We start from the raw sequence: 15,938 nt of genomic DNA, 5'->3' as shown, positions 1-15,938 counted from the left end.
CCCCTTAAAGCATTTCCAAGCGCTTGAGCACGTGGGCCAGCAGCATTAGGGCTGCATTGCCCACCGACAAAATCAAGACCCCCACAATCCCGATCATCCAGTCATCCCGCACCACAGATACCACCAAAACCAGGATGGCCGTCTTGGTCGATAAGCTGGCAAAAGCCAGCATCGTCTGCCAAATATCCTCCTTCAGCCAGGCGGCATACAGCGGCAGGCATAGGGTCAAAGTCAGCAGAAACAGCAGTAGATTCACGCCTCCTCCCGCGGCTTGAGCAGATGCACCTCGTAGGTGCCTTGGGCATCGCAATTGAGCACAATGGTTTTGGGCGTAAAAGTAATCAAAAAGATGTCGAGAAACACTAGTCCCGCCGAACGATTGGGGAGAGTTTGTTTGTATACAACCTCCTCTACGGTGTGGGGTCTGAGGATCATCTCAAAGGCCTCCCAGTAAGCTTTCGGAACGGCGAAAACGATCTCCCTGAGCACCCGCCCCCAATCCCGCCACCGCACCGGCGCAGAGGCCTGCCGAGGCAGCAGCAGCGTCGCCGCCACCCCGATGGCCACATTGTCCCAACTCAGATTACCCGTCAGCAAAAACCAAATCAAAAGCCGCAGGCCAATTTCCAGCAAGCCCAACTCAGGGTAGCGCCACATGGTTCACTCCACTTAGCAGAATCCAGGCCAGCACCAACACCACGCTCAAGCCGCCCACCACTGCCTCTAGCCCTTCATCCAGACGCCATTCCTTCACAGGAATTCGCTCCCAAAACCAGCCCAGCGGGATCCCGAGGCCCAAGCTAAGGAACGCCTTGATGAGATTATCGACGTCATAGGCCGCTGGCAGCCAGAACCAGAGCAAGCCCCCGCCCCAAAGGACTAGGGCCACCTTGTCTGGCCAACCGGCTGCCGGGGTAGTGTCCCCGTTTGTTTGAGAAGGAAAAGCTCGCAGCACCCGCACGGCTATGCAGGTGGTGCCGACAGTAACCCCCACCAGCAGCCACTCGTGCCAGGGATCCAGAGCTGACAAGCTAAGGGCCTTGGCTGCATAGCCCAAAGTGCCGGGCACCCCCGCCAGCGAGGCCGTCCCCAAGATCAGCAGCGACCAGCGCCAGCGATTGGTTATCGCAGCCCCGACAAACAACAAGGGCTTCGCCAGCCCATGGGCCAGGCCGTACAAACCCGCCCACTGGGGTGCAGCGATGACAAATCCCATCTGCGACACCGAGCTCCAGGCCAAAAGGCGCTGGGGCGTGCTGGCCATCAAAGCCAGAAGGATCCCAAAGACCGCCGCGCCTGCGCTGAAGTAGGGCAGCCCCTGCGCCAAGACGGGCGAGAACTCGCTGCAGCGCACAAGGGCCATGGCGCCTGCTTTTGTAGTAAAACCGCTGAGCACCGCCGCAATGACAGGATCGGCAGTGGCGTAGGTGAGGGGCAGCCACAGGCCGGCGACGAAGACTGCCCCCTTGGCCAGAAGGCCAACGGCAATCAAGGCAAGAGCCGTGGGGTCGGCCAGGGCCAAGCCGCTCATCGCCAGGGATCCGGTGCGCACATAGACCAGCATGGATCCCACCAGGTAGAGGAGCATGGCCACATTGCTCATGAACAGGTAGCGCAGCCCCACCCAGAGCTGACGGTCGCAAGAGCGGTGCGGGGCGCTTTCCCCCAGGATCGGCTGGGACTCTGCTCGGCGACTGTAGGTGAGCAGCAAAAACACGCCGATGCTGAGCACCTCCAGGGCCACATAGACGCTGATCAGGTCAGCGCTGATGACGACGGCGTTGGCGCTGCCGTGGACGATCAGCAACTGCATGGCCAGAAAGCGGCTGCCCACAAAGCGCCGATCCAAATACAGGGCCACCCCAAGGGTGACCAGGCCATGGGCCAGGAGCATGGCCGCGGCGTTGCCATCGATCCGCAACGTCACCCCGAAGTGATCCAGCAACTGGAGCTCCAACGGCGCAGCAGTTGCCCCTGGCAGGCCTCCCTGCTGCACTGCGTAGGCTATCGTCAGTCCAGCCATGATGACCAGGCTGGGACGGGTCAAAGCCGGCAGCAAGTAGGTGGCAAAGGCCAGCCAAAAGGGCAGTGCCACCCAGACCAACGTCGGTTCGGTCGTCAGCTCAGTCATCAGCTACCGCCTGCTCAATACTCTCCACTTCCAAGGTGGGATGATCGCGGGACAGCTTCATCACCCCCACCAACATCAGGGCTTGTACCGACAGGCCGATGACGATGGCCGTGAGGATGATTCCTTGCGGAACCGGGTCGGCATAGTCCACCTGGCGCCAGGGCTTGTAGATGGGAGTGAACACGCCGGTGCGGGCGGCCCAAATGACAAAAAAGGCGATGACCCCGGTGCTCATCACATCCATGGCCAAGATTTTCATGATCAGATTGCGCTTGACCACCACTCCCCAAAAGCCCAGCAGGATCGTAAGGATAATTGCAGCGTGTGCCATGGGTACCTTGCCGTTTGAGCCTCGATGGTGATTTTCCATTCAGCTAGAAGCCGCAGGAGCCCTGCTCCGTACCCCCCTATATCCCCCCCGTATACGGGGGGACTGGGGGGCCGGGGGCCGGGCCGGTCAGTGACGGGAGAAATGCGGTCTGTTGATGTACCATCACAGCATGACTCAAGTCCTGACCATCTCCTGCAAGCTCAAGGTATCTAATTCCCAAGCCGCCAAGCTGGATGCGACTCTGGACGCCTTTGTGCAGGCCTTGAACTGGGTCAACCAAAACACGCCGGAGAAGATCCTCAACGCCCTTAAGCTCCAATCTCTGGGTTACCGCGACATCCGTGCCCGCTTTGGCCTATCCAGCAACCTGGCACAACAGGTATGCAGATGGGTGGTATCTGCCCGCAAGACTGCCAGCCAGAAAAAACCGTCCGGTCAAAGCCTTCAAGGCGGGCTTCGTGACCTACGCTGCCCGCATCTTCTCCTTCCGAGCGAAAGACTGGACAGTATCGCTCACCACCGTTGAGGGGCGGGAACGGTTGGAGCTGTCCATCGGCAACTATCAACGAGGGATGCTGGCCGGCACCAATCCCCAATCGGCCACGGTGGTCAAACGCAAAGAGGGTTCTTACTCCATCCAGATTTGTGTGGAGCATGACCTGCCGGAGCCGCAAAACACCGCCAAGGTCATGGGGGTGGACTTGGGTAGAAAAGACATTGCACACACCTCAGAGGGGGATAACTGGCATGGACAGCCGTTGAACCAGGTCAGAGACCACTACTTCACTACTTCTGGTTGAGAGCGATCCTCCAACAAAAAGCCAGTCAGGGCAGACGCAGTTCACGGCGGAGATGTCGGGAACTGCTGCAACGGCTGTCTGGTCAGGAGAGACGCTTGCAAACCTGGGTCAATCCCTGCATCTCCAAGGCTATTGTTTCCAGGGCAAAGGCGACCGATAGCACGATTGCCTGGGCAGACCTCACTGGAATCAGAGAGCGTGTCAACTCACAGCCGCGCAACAAAACCGAGCGTCGGCGGTCCAATAGTTGGGCGTTCTATCAACTGAGGCAGTTTGTGTACTACAAGGCGCTGCGGGCTGGGGTGAAGGTTGTGGTGGGACGCAGACTACAACGGAGCGTTAGCATCAGCGAAGCGTAGCGCCTATGTCATTGCACTTTTGGGGGCTGCTGTAAACCAGCCGCCCTACATCCCCCCGTATACGGGGGGAAGGGGGGCGGTCGGAGTCGGGTAGTTTACTATCCAACTTCCGCAGCCGCAGCAGCCAGATGGCGACATCTCGTCCGAGGGATCCGCCCAGACGCAGCCGGGATCCCCAGGGCTGAGGCTCGAGGTCGCTGAAAATAAGCTGGAAACACACTGGGCCGTTTCCGGTCTTCGCCCCGCTTCCCTAAGCCCCCTCTGGATATGGAGAGAGCTCTTGTACGCTGCCTTGGGATGGAATAGCTTCATGGAGTTGGTGTAATGGCCGTCAATTTGCATTAGGACTATATTGCAGTCGGCTATCATGAAGCCAAAACTGTTCTTGTCGGATGGATTAGTCTCGTTCGACGATCTGCAGTGATGCCCAGTTCTGCTGAGTCTCTGTCCTCTCCGCTTCCCCAAGGCGAGGCCCTCAAGCCCTCGGTGGTGGCGGCGCGGGAGCCTTTTTTGGGGCTGCTGAGGGATCTGGCACGGGCTTACCAAGCCTTTGAAAATTACGCCGGCGCTCACATTCGGCAGATGGGGCTGACTGCCCCCCAATTTGACGTGTTGGTAACCCTCGGCAACACCCCCGGCCTGACGATGAATGTCCTGGCCCAGAAGACACTGGTTACCAAGGGGACGCTGACCGGGATCGTGGATCGCCTGGAGCAGAAGGGGTTGGTGCGCCGCGAGGTACCCCCAGAAAACCGCCGCTGCTTCAAGATCGTGCTTACCGAAGAGGGGGAAAAACTGTTTGAGCAGGTTTTCCCGGCCCATGTGGCCTACCTAAAGGAGCGCTTTCAGAAGTTGGATCCAGAAGAGATGGCCCAGATCCAGGCTTGCCTGAAAAAGCTGCAGTCTATTTTCCATCTCCCTCGGGGGCAGACCCAGGATTGTTGAGGAGGCCTCTTACCCCAAGACCCAGAGCATCAAGACGACGCCCAGGGTAACGGCGGCAAAGAGGGCGTAGCTAATCCGGCGCAGCGGCTGCAGTTGCATGGCATGTAGATCCTTAAGCCAGCCCAGCCCCAGCGATTCCACAAAGCGATCCAGCACGGCCTGCATGGGGTAGGCGTAAACGGATCCCTGTTCTTTGAAGTTCACCAGCAGGACCAGCAGCGTGGCGTAGCCCCAGAGGAGGCCCCAGAGCACAGCACTCAACCCGATCAAGATGGGCTCAAGCATCGAGCTTCCTTGGCCTTCGGTAGGCGTGACCCCCGCTTCCTCAGTGTGACGAAGTTTTGCAAGATGGAAGGGTTGGATCCCATTTTCAGGCTCTTTTCTGCTTGAAGCCACATCCAGGCCTGCTTTTTAGGACAGGGGAAGGAGGGTTGTCCAACGCAAAAGATGGCAGACTAGGGTTACCTGCCCCACCTCTTCTGGACGAGTCCCTATGAGCTCTCGCTACCTGCTGCTCCCCGCCGAGCCCAAATCGGTCGGTATTGCCTATCTCCTCTGGGCGCTGGGCATATTCGGCATCTGCGGTGTCCATCGCCTCTACTTGGGCAAGACTGTGACGGGCCTTCTCTGGCTTTTGACCTTTGGGCTCTTGGGCTTTGGCCAGTTGATCGACCTGTTTCTGATCCCAGGCATGGTGGACGACCACAACTTCAAGCTGGCCGTCTTGCAGGGGATCCGCCCCTCTCCGGCTCCCGCCAAGGGGGTCTCGGCGCCGCCTCAGCCTTTGAAGGGTCAGGCTTTGATGCGGGAGATCCTGCGGCTGGCGCAGCAGCGGCAGGGGATCCTCACCCTCTCGGAGATCGCCATCGAACTGCCTGCTGATTTTGACGAGATTGAAAAGGCGCTGCGAGAGCTGAGCCGCCGGGGCATCGCCTCCCCCGAGAACAACCTAACCACCGGCGCCGTGGAGTACCACTTCCCTCACCTGTTGCGCTCCCCTGGCGACCGACGCTCCCTCTGACAACGTCCTACTGGGATCCCAGGATGCCGCGCTGTTTGGCTAGCTGCATCGCCCGGCGAAAGGCCAGCAGCCCCAAGGCGAAGTAGAACACGCCGCTGGCCAGAGCCATGAGCAGCCGCAAGGGATCCAAACCCGCCTCCCGCACCATCACATCTCGCAGCAAGCCGGCCCCCGCCGTCATGGGCAGCATCTGCCCCAGCCACTTCAGGGATCCCGACCACTCTTCTGTGGGGGTGGCCAACAGAAACAGCAGGCCAAATTGGCTGAGGATCAACAGTTGTTGGATGCGCTTCCAAATCAAGGCGGCGGATCCCAGCAAAAACGAGAAGCCATAGGCCCCCAGCACCACGCTCGCCAACGGCAACAACAGGGTGGGGGGAAAGTGCAGCCGGCTGCCGGTAAGCAACAGGATGATCCCCAAGATAACGACAACGGTTGAAAAGCGCAGCACCAAGCTGGCGCAGGCCCGCGCCAAAAACAGGGTGGCCGCCGAAAAGGGCGAGAGCAACACCTGCTCCAAGGTGCCTGTCTGGGCTTCCACCTGCAGGTTGAGGGCAATGTCGTTGACCACAAAAATGACCAGCGTCCAGAGCACATAGCCAATCACCACCGCATCCAGCCGTTGTCCAAACTGCGAGGCCGGCCCCGCCACATACTGAGCGCCGGCAAAGAGGGCATAGAAGAAAAAAGTGGTGATCAGGATCCCGCCCAGGGCTTCTGCCGGATAGCGGATGTACTGGATCCAGGCCCGCTTCAGCTCGGCCCAAAATAGGTACAGCAGTGGCCTCATCCCTGCTCCCTTCTCCTTTTCAACAGCTTGAGGAAAATGTGGGTGAGATCCGCTTCCTCGCGCTTGATCCTGAGCAAGGGCAAGGGCTTGAGGATCTCCAGCACCTGATACAAAGTCTCCGAGGAGCCGCTGAAGCGCAGCTGATGGGATCCCAGGATCTCCACCCCTTGCTGGGCCAGGCGTTCCGCCCGGCTGGGATCCAGCTTCTGCTCCAACTCAATCCGGTAAGAGCCGGCGGCGCCGGCAAACTGCCGGATCATCTCCTGCGTGGGAGCTTGGGCAATAATTATCCCCCGCTCGATCACAGCCACTTGGTCTGAGAGCGCCTCGGCTATATCCAGTTGGTGGGTGGTGAGGAGAATGGCCCGACCTGAAGCGGCAATTTGGCGGATCAAGGATTTCACCGCTTGGGCGGCTTCTACATCCAACCCCAAGGTAGGCTCATCCAGCAACAGCAGAGCCGGCTGGTGCAGAAGGGCAACAGCAATGGCCACCTTCTGCTGCATACCCCGCGAAAGGGTTTGCACGGCAACATCCCGCTTCTCCCCCAGGCCAAAGGTCTCCAGCAGCTCTGCCCCCCGTTGGCGAGCCGTTCTGGGGGATAACCCCCGCAGCACGCCAAAGTACTCCAGGTTTTGCAAGGGGGTAAGCCGCCAGTAGAGGTTGCGATTGCCTTCCAGCACCGCTCCCACCTGGGCCAGCGCACCCGGATCGGCGTGGGGATCCCGCCCCAGGATGCGCACGCTGCCGGCATCGGGCTGGATCAGCCCGGCGATCATCTTGATGGTGGTGGTCTTGCCGGCCCCGTTGGGCCCCAGAAAAGCCAGGATCTCCCCTGCCGCAATCGCCAGGGAGACATCCACCACTGCCCGAACCTCCTTGCCCCCCTGCCGGTAGGTTTTCTGAAGGTGGTGGGCTTCTAGAACCTTCATGGGGCAAACACGAGGCAAAAGGGAGTGCAAAAGTTCCACCCGAGAAGGGCCGGCCATCCATCCCAGTTTCTCACGGCAGAGCCCAGCCCCCCCGCAGCCAGGACTAGGTGGCTGTTGGGATCCGGGCTTCCATCAGGGCCAAGCTCATTTTGTCCAGCCACTGCAAAAGGTTCTCCAGTTGCTGGGCCGCAGGCACCATTCCCAGGCCCCGCACCGTCACCTTGCCCGGCTGATAGACAAAGCGAGACTGCAAATGGGCCGGCAGGGCTTCCTTGAGGCGGTTCCAGGCCGGCTCCTCCATGGGGGTTTCCAAAAGCACATGCTCCTTGGCCGGCCTAATGCGGGAAAAGCCCAGCGTGCGGGCCAAAATCTTCAGCTCCATCACCCGCAGCAGCTCCTGGGTGGGCTTGGGCAAGGGGCCAAAGCGATCCTGCCATTCCTGGGCAATTTGCAACAGTTCGACCCGAGAGCCGGCAGCCGCCAATTGGCGATAGGCCTGCATCTTTTGATCTTCGTCAGGGATATAGCTCTGCGGGATCATGGCCGTTATATTGAGGTCAATTTGCGTGTCTTCCACCTGCGGGATCTCTTGGCCGCGAATTTCTCGAATCGCCTCTTGCAACATCTCCAAGTAGAGATCAAAGCCCACCGCGTTGAGTTGTCCGGATTGCTGAGTTCCCAAGAGGTTGCCAATGCCGCGAATTTCCATGTCCCGCAGCGCCAACTGATAGCCGGATCCCAGTTGGGTAAATTCCTGAATGGCCTGCAGGCGCTTGCGGGCCTCTTCGGTGAGGATGCCATCTTCTCGGTAGAACAGCCAAGCATGAGCTTGGATCCCGGCCCGGCCCACCCGTCCTCGCAATTGGTAAAGCTGAGCCAGACCAAACTCCTGGGCATTTTCGATCAAAATAGTGTTGACACGGGGAATATCTAAACCGGATTCAATAATGGTGGTGCAGACCAAGATATCGATTTCTCCGTTGTTAAAAGCCAGCATGGTCGCTTCCAGCTCCCCTTCCGGCATCTGCCCATGGGCAATGGCAATGCGGGCACCGGGCACCCATTCCCGCAATTTGGCGCTGGTCTCTTCGATCCCTTCAATGCGGTTGACCACATAAAAGACTTGCCCGCCGCGATCCAACTCTTGGCGGATAGCCGTGCGAATGACCTCAGGATTGTAGGGAGAAAGGTGAGTTTTAATCGGGCGCCGCGAGGGCGGGGGAGTCTGGATCAGGCTCATTTCCCTCAACCCCGACAAAGCCATGTACAGCGTGCGGGGAATGGGGGTAGCCGTAAGGGTGAGCACATCCACCTGGGTTTTGAGGAGTTTAATTTTCTCTTTTTGGTTGACGCCAAAGCGCTGTTCTTCGTCAATGACCAGAAGACCCAAATCGCGAAACTGCACATCCTTGCCCAAAAGTTGGTGGGTGCCCACAATGACATCGAGTTCGCCACTTTTGAGGCGGGCCAGGATCTCTTTTTTCTCTTCGGGAGTGCGGAAGCGGTTGAGCAGGCCCACTTGAATGGGGTAGGGGGCAAAGCGCTCTTTGAGGGTGTGGTAGTGCTGCTGAGTGAGAATGGTGGTTGGCGCCAAAAGGGCAACTTGTTTGCCGGCGGTTACGGCTTTGAAAATGGCGCGGATGGCCACTTCCGTTTTGCCAAAACCCACATCCCCGCACAGCAGCCGATCCATGGGGCGGGGAGACTCCATATCCCGCTTGATCTCCTGGACGGCGCGAATTTGATCCGGTGTTAGAGGATAGGGAAAAGACTCCTCAAACTCCTGTTGCCAAGGAGAATCGGGCGGGAAGGCATAGCCCTCCTGTTCGGCCCGTTTGGCGTAGAGCTGCAGCAGGTCAAGGGCCACTTTACGCAGGCTCTTTTTGACTTTTTGCTTGGTCTTTTCCCAGGTGCTGCCGGACATTTTGTGCAGTGCAGGGGGCCCATCTCCACTGGCCCGGTAGCGCGAGAGGGAGTTGACCTGGTCGGCAGCCACCCGCAACAAGCCATCGCTGTATTGAATGACCAGGTATTCTCGGGTTTCGCCGCCAATGGTGAGGCTTTCCAGCCGTAAGAACTGGCCGATGCCATGGGCCTTGTGGACAACAAAATCCCCCGGCTTGAGCAGGTTGGGATCCACCTGGCGGGAGCTGGCCTGGCGGCGCTTGCGCACATAGGTGGGGGTGGCCAGGCTGTGCTGGCCGAAAAACTCCCGGTCGGTGAGCACCACCCACCCCAGCGTGGGCAGCAGGAACCCCTCCAGCTCAGCCAAGCCGGAGTACTTCAGGGCCACCGGCGTGTAGGACTGGAGCTGGCGCTCGATGGCGGGGAAGTCTTTGGGGTTGGGCACATACTGGGCCGGGCAGTCGTGTTCCTGCAGCAGGGCCACGGTGCGGGAGGGCTGGGCAGAGAGGATCCACACCTGCAACTGCTGCTTGCGGTACTCGCGCAGGGTTTTGGCCAGGGATCCAAACTGGTGGGGGATGGTAGGAACGGGCCGGCTTTTCAGGTCGATGGCGGCGGATTCGGCGGGGTCGGAGCTGGCAAAGGCGCGGGCCAACAGGCGGGGGAAGGGATCCCATTCAGGGGCCTCGAGATCGAAGGGGCGGTGGAAGGGGAGCAGAGCCGGCTCGGCAGCCTGGGCCAACTGCCACTGCTCTTGGGCGTGGTCTAGCCACTGCCGGCTGTGGGCCTGGCACTGCTCCGGCTCGTCGATCAGGATCAAAGTATCGGGATCCAAGTAGCTCAGCAGGTTGGCCGGAGGATCGTAGAGCAGGCCGAGAAAACGGCGCAGGCCTTCAGGGGGGGCGGATCCCTGCGCTAGCTGCTGCCGCAGGGCGGGGGAAAGCTGCTCCATCTTTTCCTGGAGCGCCGGCCAGAGGATGGGTCCATAGCCGGTGGGGGTCAGCCAGACAGAGGGGATCCCGTCTTGAGAGCGCTGGCTCACCGGGTCAAACTCCCGCAGCCGCTCCAGCTCGTTGCCAAACCACTCCAGGCGCACCGGCCACTCGCAGGCCACCGGGAAAACGTCGAGAATATCGCCCCTTTGGCTCCACTGACCCTCACTTTCCACCAGGCTGACCCGCTGATAGCCCAGCCGGGTCAACTGCTGCCCCAACTGCTGCGGCGACAGCTCCGCGCCGGCTTCCAGCCGGAGGCAGAAAGACTGAAACACCTTTGGGGGGGGGAGGTGGGGTTGCAGGGCCCGCTCCGTGGCCACAATGGCCATGCCCTTTCTGCCCTGGAGACAGTCGGCCAGCACCTGCAATTGTCCCCACACCAGCTCCGGCTCCAGGTCAAACGGCTCGTAAGGGGAAGCCTCGGAGGTGGGATAAAGCTGCACGCTCTCCCAGCCCATGCCCTCCAGTTGGGCCGTCCAGCGGCCCGCCTCTTCCAAAGTGGCAGTCACCACCAGCAGGGATCTTCCCTCCTGCTGGGCCAAAGCCGAGGCAACTAGCCCCTTCGCGATCCGACCTGCCCCCTGAATGGCAGCCCGCCGCCGCGATCTCAAGCGGGCGGCCAACTCTTGCATCGAGCCCGATCGGGCGAGAAAGTGCACCAGCGGGACAAACGACATTTTCCTCCCACACTGCCAACTCAAGCCGGGATCCCAATTCTGGCAGGCTCTGCGGCCAGTTTGCATGACGTTACTCCCGCCTCTCCACCAGCCATTTCGGGAGCCCGGACGCGGATCCCTAGGCTGCCGAGTTTAGAACCCTGTTTATTCTGTAGTCTGCTTTACACGAAGAGAACCCCTCCTCTCAGGATCCTAAAGTTAACCTTTAGAATCGAGCAGCCCATCGATGGTCTTGGTCAAGATGCGATCTTAGAAGAAGGAACAAAGAGGATAGCCTTCCCGGCCTCATTCAAATGGGTAGGGATGTCTGCAGCTGAGAAGATATCCCCCCTACATAGGGATGTGCCTGCACAAGCTGTAGCAGAGATTGTCGGGAAAAGTCGAATTCGCCCATCCAAACTTGGTGCCAATCATGTTTCTAGATACCCTTGCACTTTCTCGTCTCCAGTTTGCCCTCACGGCCATTTTTCACATGCTGTGGCCGGTTTTAACCACAGGAATGTCTATTTATCTTGTGGTTATTGAGGGGCTCTGGCTGAAGACTCGCAACCTCGATTACTATCGCCACGCCCGTTTTTGGTCGAAGATCTATGTGTTGAACTTTGGCATTGGCGTGGCCTCTGGCTTGCCGATGGCCTTTCAATTTGGCATGAACTGGGCCCCTTTTTCGGAAGCAGTGGGAGACTTTTTTGGAACCGTCCTGGGGTTTGAGGGCACAATGGCCTTTATGCTGGAGGCCAGCTTCCTGGGGATCATGCTTTTTGGCTGGGAGCGCGTGCCGCCGATCATTCACTGGATCTCGACAATCTTAGTGGCCTTCGGTGCCAACCTCTCCACCTTTTGGATCCTGACGGCCAACTCCTGGCTGCAGACGCCGGCAGGTGGGGTATTTGTCGATGGAAAATTTGTGGTGCGCGACTACCTGCAGGCCATTTTTAATCCCTTTATGCTCAACAGCTTTCTCCACATGTTCTTTGCCACCCTGGAGACTTCTTTGTTTGTGGTTGGTGGCATCAGTGCCTGGTACATCCTCAAGGGGCGGCATGGCGAGTTTTTTTCCCGTTCCCTCAAAGTGGTCCTGGCGATGGCTCTGGTGGTGGCCCCCTTGCAGGTGTTTATCGGCCACTTGAGCGCGGAGCAAGTGTATCGTTATCAACCGGCCAAGCTGGCGGCCATGGAGGCGCAGTGGGAGACGATCCCCGCCGGCGAGCGGGCGGATTGGAGCCTGTTGGCCTTGCCCAACGACCGAGAGGAGCGCAACGAGTGGGAGGTGAAGATCCCTGGTGCCCTGGGCTATCTGCTGGAGTTTAAGCCCAGGCTGGATCGACCGGTTTATGGTTTGAAGGCTTGGGAGCCGCAAAATCGTCCTCACCTGATTGGCCTGATCTACTACTCCTTTAGGACGATGGTGGCCATTGGCCTCTTTCTGGCCGGGCTTATGGGGGTTACCTTAATCCAGTGGCTGAGGGGCAAGCTGTCGGCGGAGGCCCTCTCCCAGCAGAAGTGGCTGATGTGGGCCTGGGTCTTCGCTGGCCCGCTGGGCTACATTGCCGTGGAGACCGGTTGGATCGTCCGCTGTGTGGGCCGGCAGCCCTGGATTGTGTACGGGCAACTGCGCACCGCAGAAGCGGCTTCACCGCTGCCGCCAGGAGAGGTGCTGTTTTCTTTGGTCGGCCTGAGCGCCTTGTACACGGTGTTTTTCGTGGCCGCTCTTTACTTTGGCAGCCGCATCATCCGCAAAGGGCCTAATCTGGAGCTGCCTGCCCCCGTTCCGGCAACCCAGCCGGTGATCGTGATCGAGCCTGCCAGCCACGAGCCGGATCGCCGTCCGGCGGAAGCTCGGTAGCGCCGGTGCAGCTCCAACAGAACCCAGGCGACACAGCAGGCTCCTTATCCAAACAGCAGCCAAGCCGTTGGTTACGTCGATTTCCAATTCCCCTCTCCCAGAGGGCGAGGGGGGGTAATGTCTCGAACTGGTTGGAAATACCCAAAGCGGAGAGAAGGACGATGGAATCTTTCGAGCCTTTACAGCAGTTTTTGCCGCAAGTCTGGTTTTTTATCCTCGGTCTATTCCTATTCCTTTATGTCTTGCTGGATGGATTTGACTTGGGAGTGGGCATCCTCTCCCTGACGGCCTCCAGCGAAACGCGCCGCAGCATTCTCATGACCAGCCTGGGCAATGTTTGGGATGCCAACGAGACCTGGCTGGTGCTGATGGGGGGATCCCTGTTCGGGGCCTTCCCCCTCGCCTACGCCACCATTCTCAACGCCCTCTACCTGCCGCTGGTGATCATGGTGGTGGGCCTGATCTTGCGGGCCGTTTCCTTCGAGTTTCGGGAAAACGCCGACAACAAGCTGGTCTGGAACCTGGCCTTTGGGGTGGGTAGCTTTTTGGCGGCGCTGGGCCAGGGGTTTGCCTTGGGCAGCGTCTTCGAAGGGATCCGGGTGGACGAAGCCGGCCACTTTGCCGGCAGCCCCTGGGATTGGCTGACCTGGCGGACAGTGTTGGTGGCCCTCACCCTGATTCAGGGCTATGTCTTAGTTGGCTCGGCCTACTTAATTGTGAAGACCACGGGGGAACTCCAGAAAACCTACTACAAAACGGCAACCATCGCCACCTGGACAACGTTGCTGGGGGCAGTGTTTATCACCATCAGCACCCCCATCATGTCGGAGCAAGCGCGCTCCCAACTTTTCTCGCCTCCTCTTTTCTATATCTTTGCTGCCATCCCCGTTTTGGGGCTTTTGTTGGTGGCTCTGTTGCTGCGCAGCCTGCGCCGGCGAGAAGAAACTAGCGTGTTGGTTTATACCTTTCTCATCTTTGCCCTTTCTTTTATTGGCCTGGGGTTTATGGTTTTCCCCAACATTATTCCTCCCAGCGTCACCATCTACGAGGCAGCAGCTTCTCCCAGTTCGCTGGTGTTTATGCTTACCTTTATTGGCTTTTTGATCCCGGTTATCTTGTCCTACAACATCTACAACTACGTGGTGTTCCGCGGCAAAATTGTGGTGCAGGAAGCAGCAGCAGAAGAGGCCAAAGTTCCGGAAGCAGCTTAAAAGGTCTCAGCGCAATCCAATTGAAACCCCGCCGGACGTTTTGCCAGGCGGGGCAGGCTTTTATCTTGCAGCTCTGGGAAGCTAGACAGGGTTAACCGTCTCCAAGACTTCACTCCCGCTTAAGCCACTGCCGGATTTGCTCGGCAGCCACATCGCGACCTCCCAAGCCAAAAGCCAAGGCCACCGCGACGGCAATCGCGCCCAGCACCAAGCCAAAGGCCAGCACCACGATATCGGTGGCCACGCCCATCTGCTGCAAGGCCATGGCGCCGACAAAGACCAGGATGGCCGCCCGCGCCGCCTGGGCCAGCACCCCTGAGGAGGGGTTGCCCAAGCTCTTGATCATGGAATGGGCCAAATTGGCCAGGTAAAGGCCGATCCCGAACACCAGGGCGCCGATGAGCACCCGACCGGAAATCAGCAACAGCCCCTGGACGATGTCGGTCAAAGCGGCAAACTGCAGCAACTCCACCGCCGGCACCGCCCCGAACAAGACCACGCCCACCCAGACCACCAAGCCGGCAATCTCAGAGGGGGTGCGCCGCTTCGCCAACGCCGAGGGATCCCCTTCGGCGGCGGGAGCTTCAGGAGCAGGGGCCGAGGGCAAACCAAGGCCGGCAGCCAAGCGGTCGAAACCGATTGCCTGCAGCAACTGGGTCACCAAGCCAGCCAAAAACTGCCCCAGCCAGTAGAACACGGCCAGGATGAGAGCAGATCCTGCAATTCGGGGAATGGCCCGCAACACCTGCTCCAGCATCGCCACCGCTGGATCGGAGATGGCCCGGATTTCCAGGGCCTTGAGGGCGGCAATCACTGCCGGGATCAACACCAAGACGTAGGCCACTGTGCCCACCGTTTGGGCCAGCTGGGGAATGCCAAAGCGTGCCCCCAAGCGGTTGGCTCCCGTTGCGGCTAGCAAATTGGAGATGAGGCCGCGTACGATGCGGGCCAAAAACCAGCCCACCACACCGATGACCACCGCTCCCAAAATGCGCGGCACCATCGATAGGATTTGATCCAGCAGGTTTTGTACCGGCTGCAGCGGCCCCCGCAGGTTGAGCGTATCCAGGATGAGCGGCAAGAAGAACAGGAGAACCAACCAGTAGAGCGCGTCGCCCAAGGCTTCATTCAAGAGAAAAGGAGCGACCTCGTTAGCGCCCCCCTCTGGCTTAGCGGCCGTTCCCTCTGGAGCCCCCTCTGCTCCTGCTTCCGGTTGCAAGGGCTGAGCCAGCCGCTCGTCCAAGTTAAAGCGCCGCAGCCCTTGGATAACCGCCAGCCGGGCAACCGTGGCCACCGCCCAGCCCACCCCCAGCAGCACCAGGGTTCCACCCAGCCGCGGCAGATAGACGAAAATTTCTCCCAAAAACCTGTTGAGCGGCTCGGAGACGGCCTGAAGCTGTAGGGCATTCAGCACCGCCACCAACACAAAAGCCAGGATGATCCAGTAAACCGCAGCAGCCACCCAGCGCTCGGTTTGCGGCAGCTTCTCGCCGGGCCTTTGGCCCATAATCCAAGCGGCCAAGCGGTTATCGAGCTGCGTCCGCTTGAGCAGCCCCCGAACGCCAAAGGCCACCGCTCTGGCCACGATCCAACCCAGAATTAAGATGCCAATCGCCGCCAGGAGATTGGGCATAAAGTCGATACAGCCTTTTAATTTAAAATGGGGTACAGGTATTCAAGAGGAAGGAGAGAAAGGAATGCCGACTCATTCTTTGGATTTGCGGCAAAGAGTTGTAGCAGCCTACCAGGCAGGTAACACCTCCATCCGCCAGGTAGCTAAACGCTTCATGGTTACCAAAAGAACAGTACACCGCTGGGTGCGTCAGTACCAACAAACTCAAGATTTAGCCCCTAAGAAAGCAGGCACCAAGCGAGTGGGCATTTTGGAACAACATCGGCAGGAAGTGATGGCAATTATTACAGAACACCCAGACTTCTACCTGTGGCAGTATCAAGAACTGTTGCGCGAGCGCTTAGGAATCAATGTAAGCATCG

14 protein-coding genes and 1 pseudogene are annotated in these 15,938 nt (G+C 59.3%); 6 read left to right on the top strand and 9 right to left on the bottom strand.

The genetic code is table 11. The annotated features are described in order from the left end of the window. Positions 1–4: 4 nt before the first annotated feature. Genes SYN65AY6A5_RS02785 through SYN65AY6A5_RS02770 form a run of 4 tightly spaced genes read right to left on the bottom strand, consistent with a single transcriptional unit; the run spans position 5 to position 2,462 of the window. Positions 5–256 (bottom strand): hypothetical protein, encoded by a 252-nt coding sequence (locus SYN65AY6A5_RS02785; protein ID WP_011430584.1) that lies wholly within the window; start codon positions 254–256, stop codon positions 5–7. After that, the gene (locus SYN65AY6A5_RS02780) at positions 253–657 is read right to left on the bottom strand and encodes a Na+/H+ antiporter subunit E (protein ID WP_041438403.1); all 405 of its coding nucleotides are present in this window, start codon (positions 655–657) and stop codon (positions 253–255) included. The genes SYN65AY6A5_RS02785 and SYN65AY6A5_RS02780 overlap by 4 nt, the downstream gene beginning before the upstream one ends. Continuing rightward, positions 641–2,131, bottom strand: coding sequence for a cation:proton antiporter (locus tag SYN65AY6A5_RS02775; RefSeq protein ID WP_099883862.1), 1,491 nt, complete (start codon positions 2,129–2,131; stop codon positions 641–643). The genes SYN65AY6A5_RS02780 and SYN65AY6A5_RS02775 overlap by 17 nt, the downstream gene beginning before the upstream one ends. Beyond that, positions 2,124–2,462, bottom strand: a complete 339-nt coding sequence (locus SYN65AY6A5_RS02770) for a cation:proton antiporter subunit C (RefSeq protein ID WP_011430587.1) — start codon at positions 2,460–2,462, stop codon at positions 2,124–2,126. The genes SYN65AY6A5_RS02775 and SYN65AY6A5_RS02770 overlap by 8 nt, the downstream gene beginning before the upstream one ends. Before the next feature lie 169 nt (positions 2,463–2,631). Between SYN65AY6A5_RS02770 and SYN65AY6A5_RS02765 the strand changes: the two are divergent. Together SYN65AY6A5_RS02765 and SYN65AY6A5_RS02760 are read left to right on the top strand one after the other, a co-directional pair. Then, positions 2,632–3,715: pseudogene (locus SYN65AY6A5_RS02765) on the top strand (transposase). A gap of 329 nt (positions 3,716–4,044) precedes the next feature. Then, positions 4,045–4,566 (top strand): MarR family transcriptional regulator, encoded by a 522-nt coding sequence (locus SYN65AY6A5_RS02760; RefSeq protein WP_228375232.1) that lies wholly within the window; start codon positions 4,045–4,047, stop codon positions 4,564–4,566. Positions 4,567–4,575: 9 nt separating this feature from the next. On the opposite strand, the gene SYN65AY6A5_RS02755 is transcribed toward SYN65AY6A5_RS02760, so the two are convergent. Further along, positions 4,576–4,851 carry a hypothetical protein gene (locus SYN65AY6A5_RS02755; RefSeq protein WP_099813128.1) on the bottom strand — a complete coding sequence of 92 codons (276 nt, stop codon included), beginning with the start codon at positions 4,849–4,851 and terminating at the stop codon, positions 4,576–4,578. Between the two features lie 208 nt (positions 4,852–5,059). On the opposite strand from SYN65AY6A5_RS02755, the gene SYN65AY6A5_RS02750 reads away from it, so the two are divergent. Next, positions 5,060–5,587: an NINE protein gene (locus SYN65AY6A5_RS02750; RefSeq protein WP_099813127.1), complete on the top strand. Its 528-nt coding sequence runs from the start codon at positions 5,060–5,062 to the stop codon at positions 5,585–5,587. A gap of 7 nt (positions 5,588–5,594) precedes the next feature. On the opposite strand, the gene SYN65AY6A5_RS02745 is transcribed toward SYN65AY6A5_RS02750, so the two are convergent. From SYN65AY6A5_RS02745 to mfd, 3 genes are read right to left on the bottom strand one after another with little or no spacing between them, the layout of a single operon-like run. After that, positions 5,595–6,377, bottom strand: a complete 783-nt coding sequence (locus tag SYN65AY6A5_RS02745) for an ABC transporter permease (protein ID WP_011430591.1) — start codon at positions 6,375–6,377, stop codon at positions 5,595–5,597. Beyond that, the gene (locus SYN65AY6A5_RS02740; protein ID WP_228375236.1) at positions 6,374–7,366 is read right to left on the bottom strand and encodes an ABC transporter ATP-binding protein; all 993 of its coding nucleotides are present in this window, start codon (positions 7,364–7,366) and stop codon (positions 6,374–6,376) included. The genes SYN65AY6A5_RS02745 and SYN65AY6A5_RS02740 overlap by 4 nt, the downstream gene beginning before the upstream one ends. 46 nt (positions 7,367–7,412) lie before the next feature. Next, a complete protein-coding gene (mfd, locus tag SYN65AY6A5_RS02735; protein ID WP_240531042.1) occupies positions 7,413–10,841 on the bottom strand; it encodes a transcription-repair coupling factor in 3,429 nt (1,142 codons plus the stop codon). A 457-nt stretch (positions 10,842–11,298) separates the two neighbouring features. Between mfd and SYN65AY6A5_RS02730 the strand changes: the two genes are divergently transcribed. After that, the gene (locus SYN65AY6A5_RS02730; RefSeq protein ID WP_099813125.1) at positions 11,299–12,732 is read left to right on the top strand and encodes a cytochrome ubiquinol oxidase subunit I; all 1,434 of its coding nucleotides are present in this window, start codon (positions 11,299–11,301) and stop codon (positions 12,730–12,732) included. 161 nt (positions 12,733–12,893) lie between these two features. Then, the gene (gene cydB / locus SYN65AY6A5_RS02725) at positions 12,894–13,943 is read left to right on the top strand and encodes a cytochrome d ubiquinol oxidase subunit II (RefSeq protein ID WP_099813124.1); all 1,050 of its coding nucleotides are present in this window, start codon (positions 12,894–12,896) and stop codon (positions 13,941–13,943) included. 109 nt (positions 13,944–14,052) lie between these two features. On the opposite strand, the gene SYN65AY6A5_RS02720 is transcribed toward cydB, so the two are convergent. Continuing rightward, positions 14,053–15,576: a mechanosensitive ion channel gene (locus SYN65AY6A5_RS02720; protein ID WP_240527861.1), complete on the bottom strand. Its 1,524-nt coding sequence runs from the start codon at positions 15,574–15,576 to the stop codon at positions 14,053–14,055. A 64-nt stretch (positions 15,577–15,640) separates the two neighbouring features. On the opposite strand from SYN65AY6A5_RS02720, the gene SYN65AY6A5_RS02715 reads away from it, so the two are divergent. Beyond that, a partial coding sequence (locus SYN65AY6A5_RS02715; RefSeq protein WP_143597128.1) for a helix-turn-helix domain-containing protein occupies positions 15,641–15,938 on the top strand: 298 nt, incomplete at its 3' end.

The sequence above is a fragment of the Synechococcus sp. 65AY6A5 genome (genome assembly GCF_002760415.1).
Classification (GTDB): Bacteria; Cyanobacteriota; Cyanobacteriia; order Thermostichales; family Thermostichaceae; genus Thermostichus.
Note: the sequence above shows the minus strand (reverse complement) of the source record. Positions and strands in the feature narration are given on the sequence as shown.

Coding starts and splice junctions, on each gene's coding strand:
- SYN65AY6A5_RS02760 (WP_228375232.1), top strand. CDS start 4,045: ATGCCCAGTTCTGCTGAGTCTCTGTCCTCTCCGCTTCCCCAAGGCGAG.
- cydB (WP_099813124.1), top strand. CDS start 12,894: ATGGAATCTTTCGAGCCTTTACAGCAGTTTTTGCCGCAAGTCTGGTTT.
- SYN65AY6A5_RS02730 (WP_099813125.1), top strand. CDS start 11,299: ATGTTTCTAGATACCCTTGCACTTTCTCGTCTCCAGTTTGCCCTCACG.
- SYN65AY6A5_RS02740 (WP_228375236.1), bottom strand. CDS start 7,366: ATGGCCGGCCCTTCTCGGGTGGAACTTTTGCACTCCCTTTTGCCTCGT.
- SYN65AY6A5_RS02770 (WP_011430587.1), bottom strand. CDS start 2,462: ATGGCACACGCTGCAATTATCCTTACGATCCTGCTGGGCTTTTGGGGA.
- SYN65AY6A5_RS02780 (WP_041438403.1), bottom strand. CDS start 657: ATGTGGCGCTACCCTGAGTTGGGCTTGCTGGAAATTGGCCTGCGGCTT.
- SYN65AY6A5_RS02755 (WP_099813128.1), bottom strand. CDS start 4,851: ATGCTTGAGCCCATCTTGATCGGGTTGAGTGCTGTGCTCTGGGGCCTC.
- SYN65AY6A5_RS02750 (WP_099813127.1), top strand. CDS start 5,060: ATGAGCTCTCGCTACCTGCTGCTCCCCGCCGAGCCCAAATCGGTCGGT.
- SYN65AY6A5_RS02745 (WP_011430591.1), bottom strand. CDS start 6,377: ATGAGGCCACTGCTGTACCTATTTTGGGCCGAGCTGAAGCGGGCCTGG.
- SYN65AY6A5_RS02775 (WP_099883862.1), bottom strand. CDS start 2,131: ATGACTGAGCTGACGACCGAACCGACGTTGGTCTGGGTGGCACTGCCC.
- mfd (WP_240531042.1), bottom strand. CDS start 10,841: ATGCAAGAGTTGGCCGCCCGCTTGAGATCGCGGCGGCGGGCTGCCATT.
- SYN65AY6A5_RS02720 (WP_240527861.1), bottom strand. CDS start 15,576: ATGCCCAATCTCCTGGCGGCGATTGGCATCTTAATTCTGGGTTGGATC.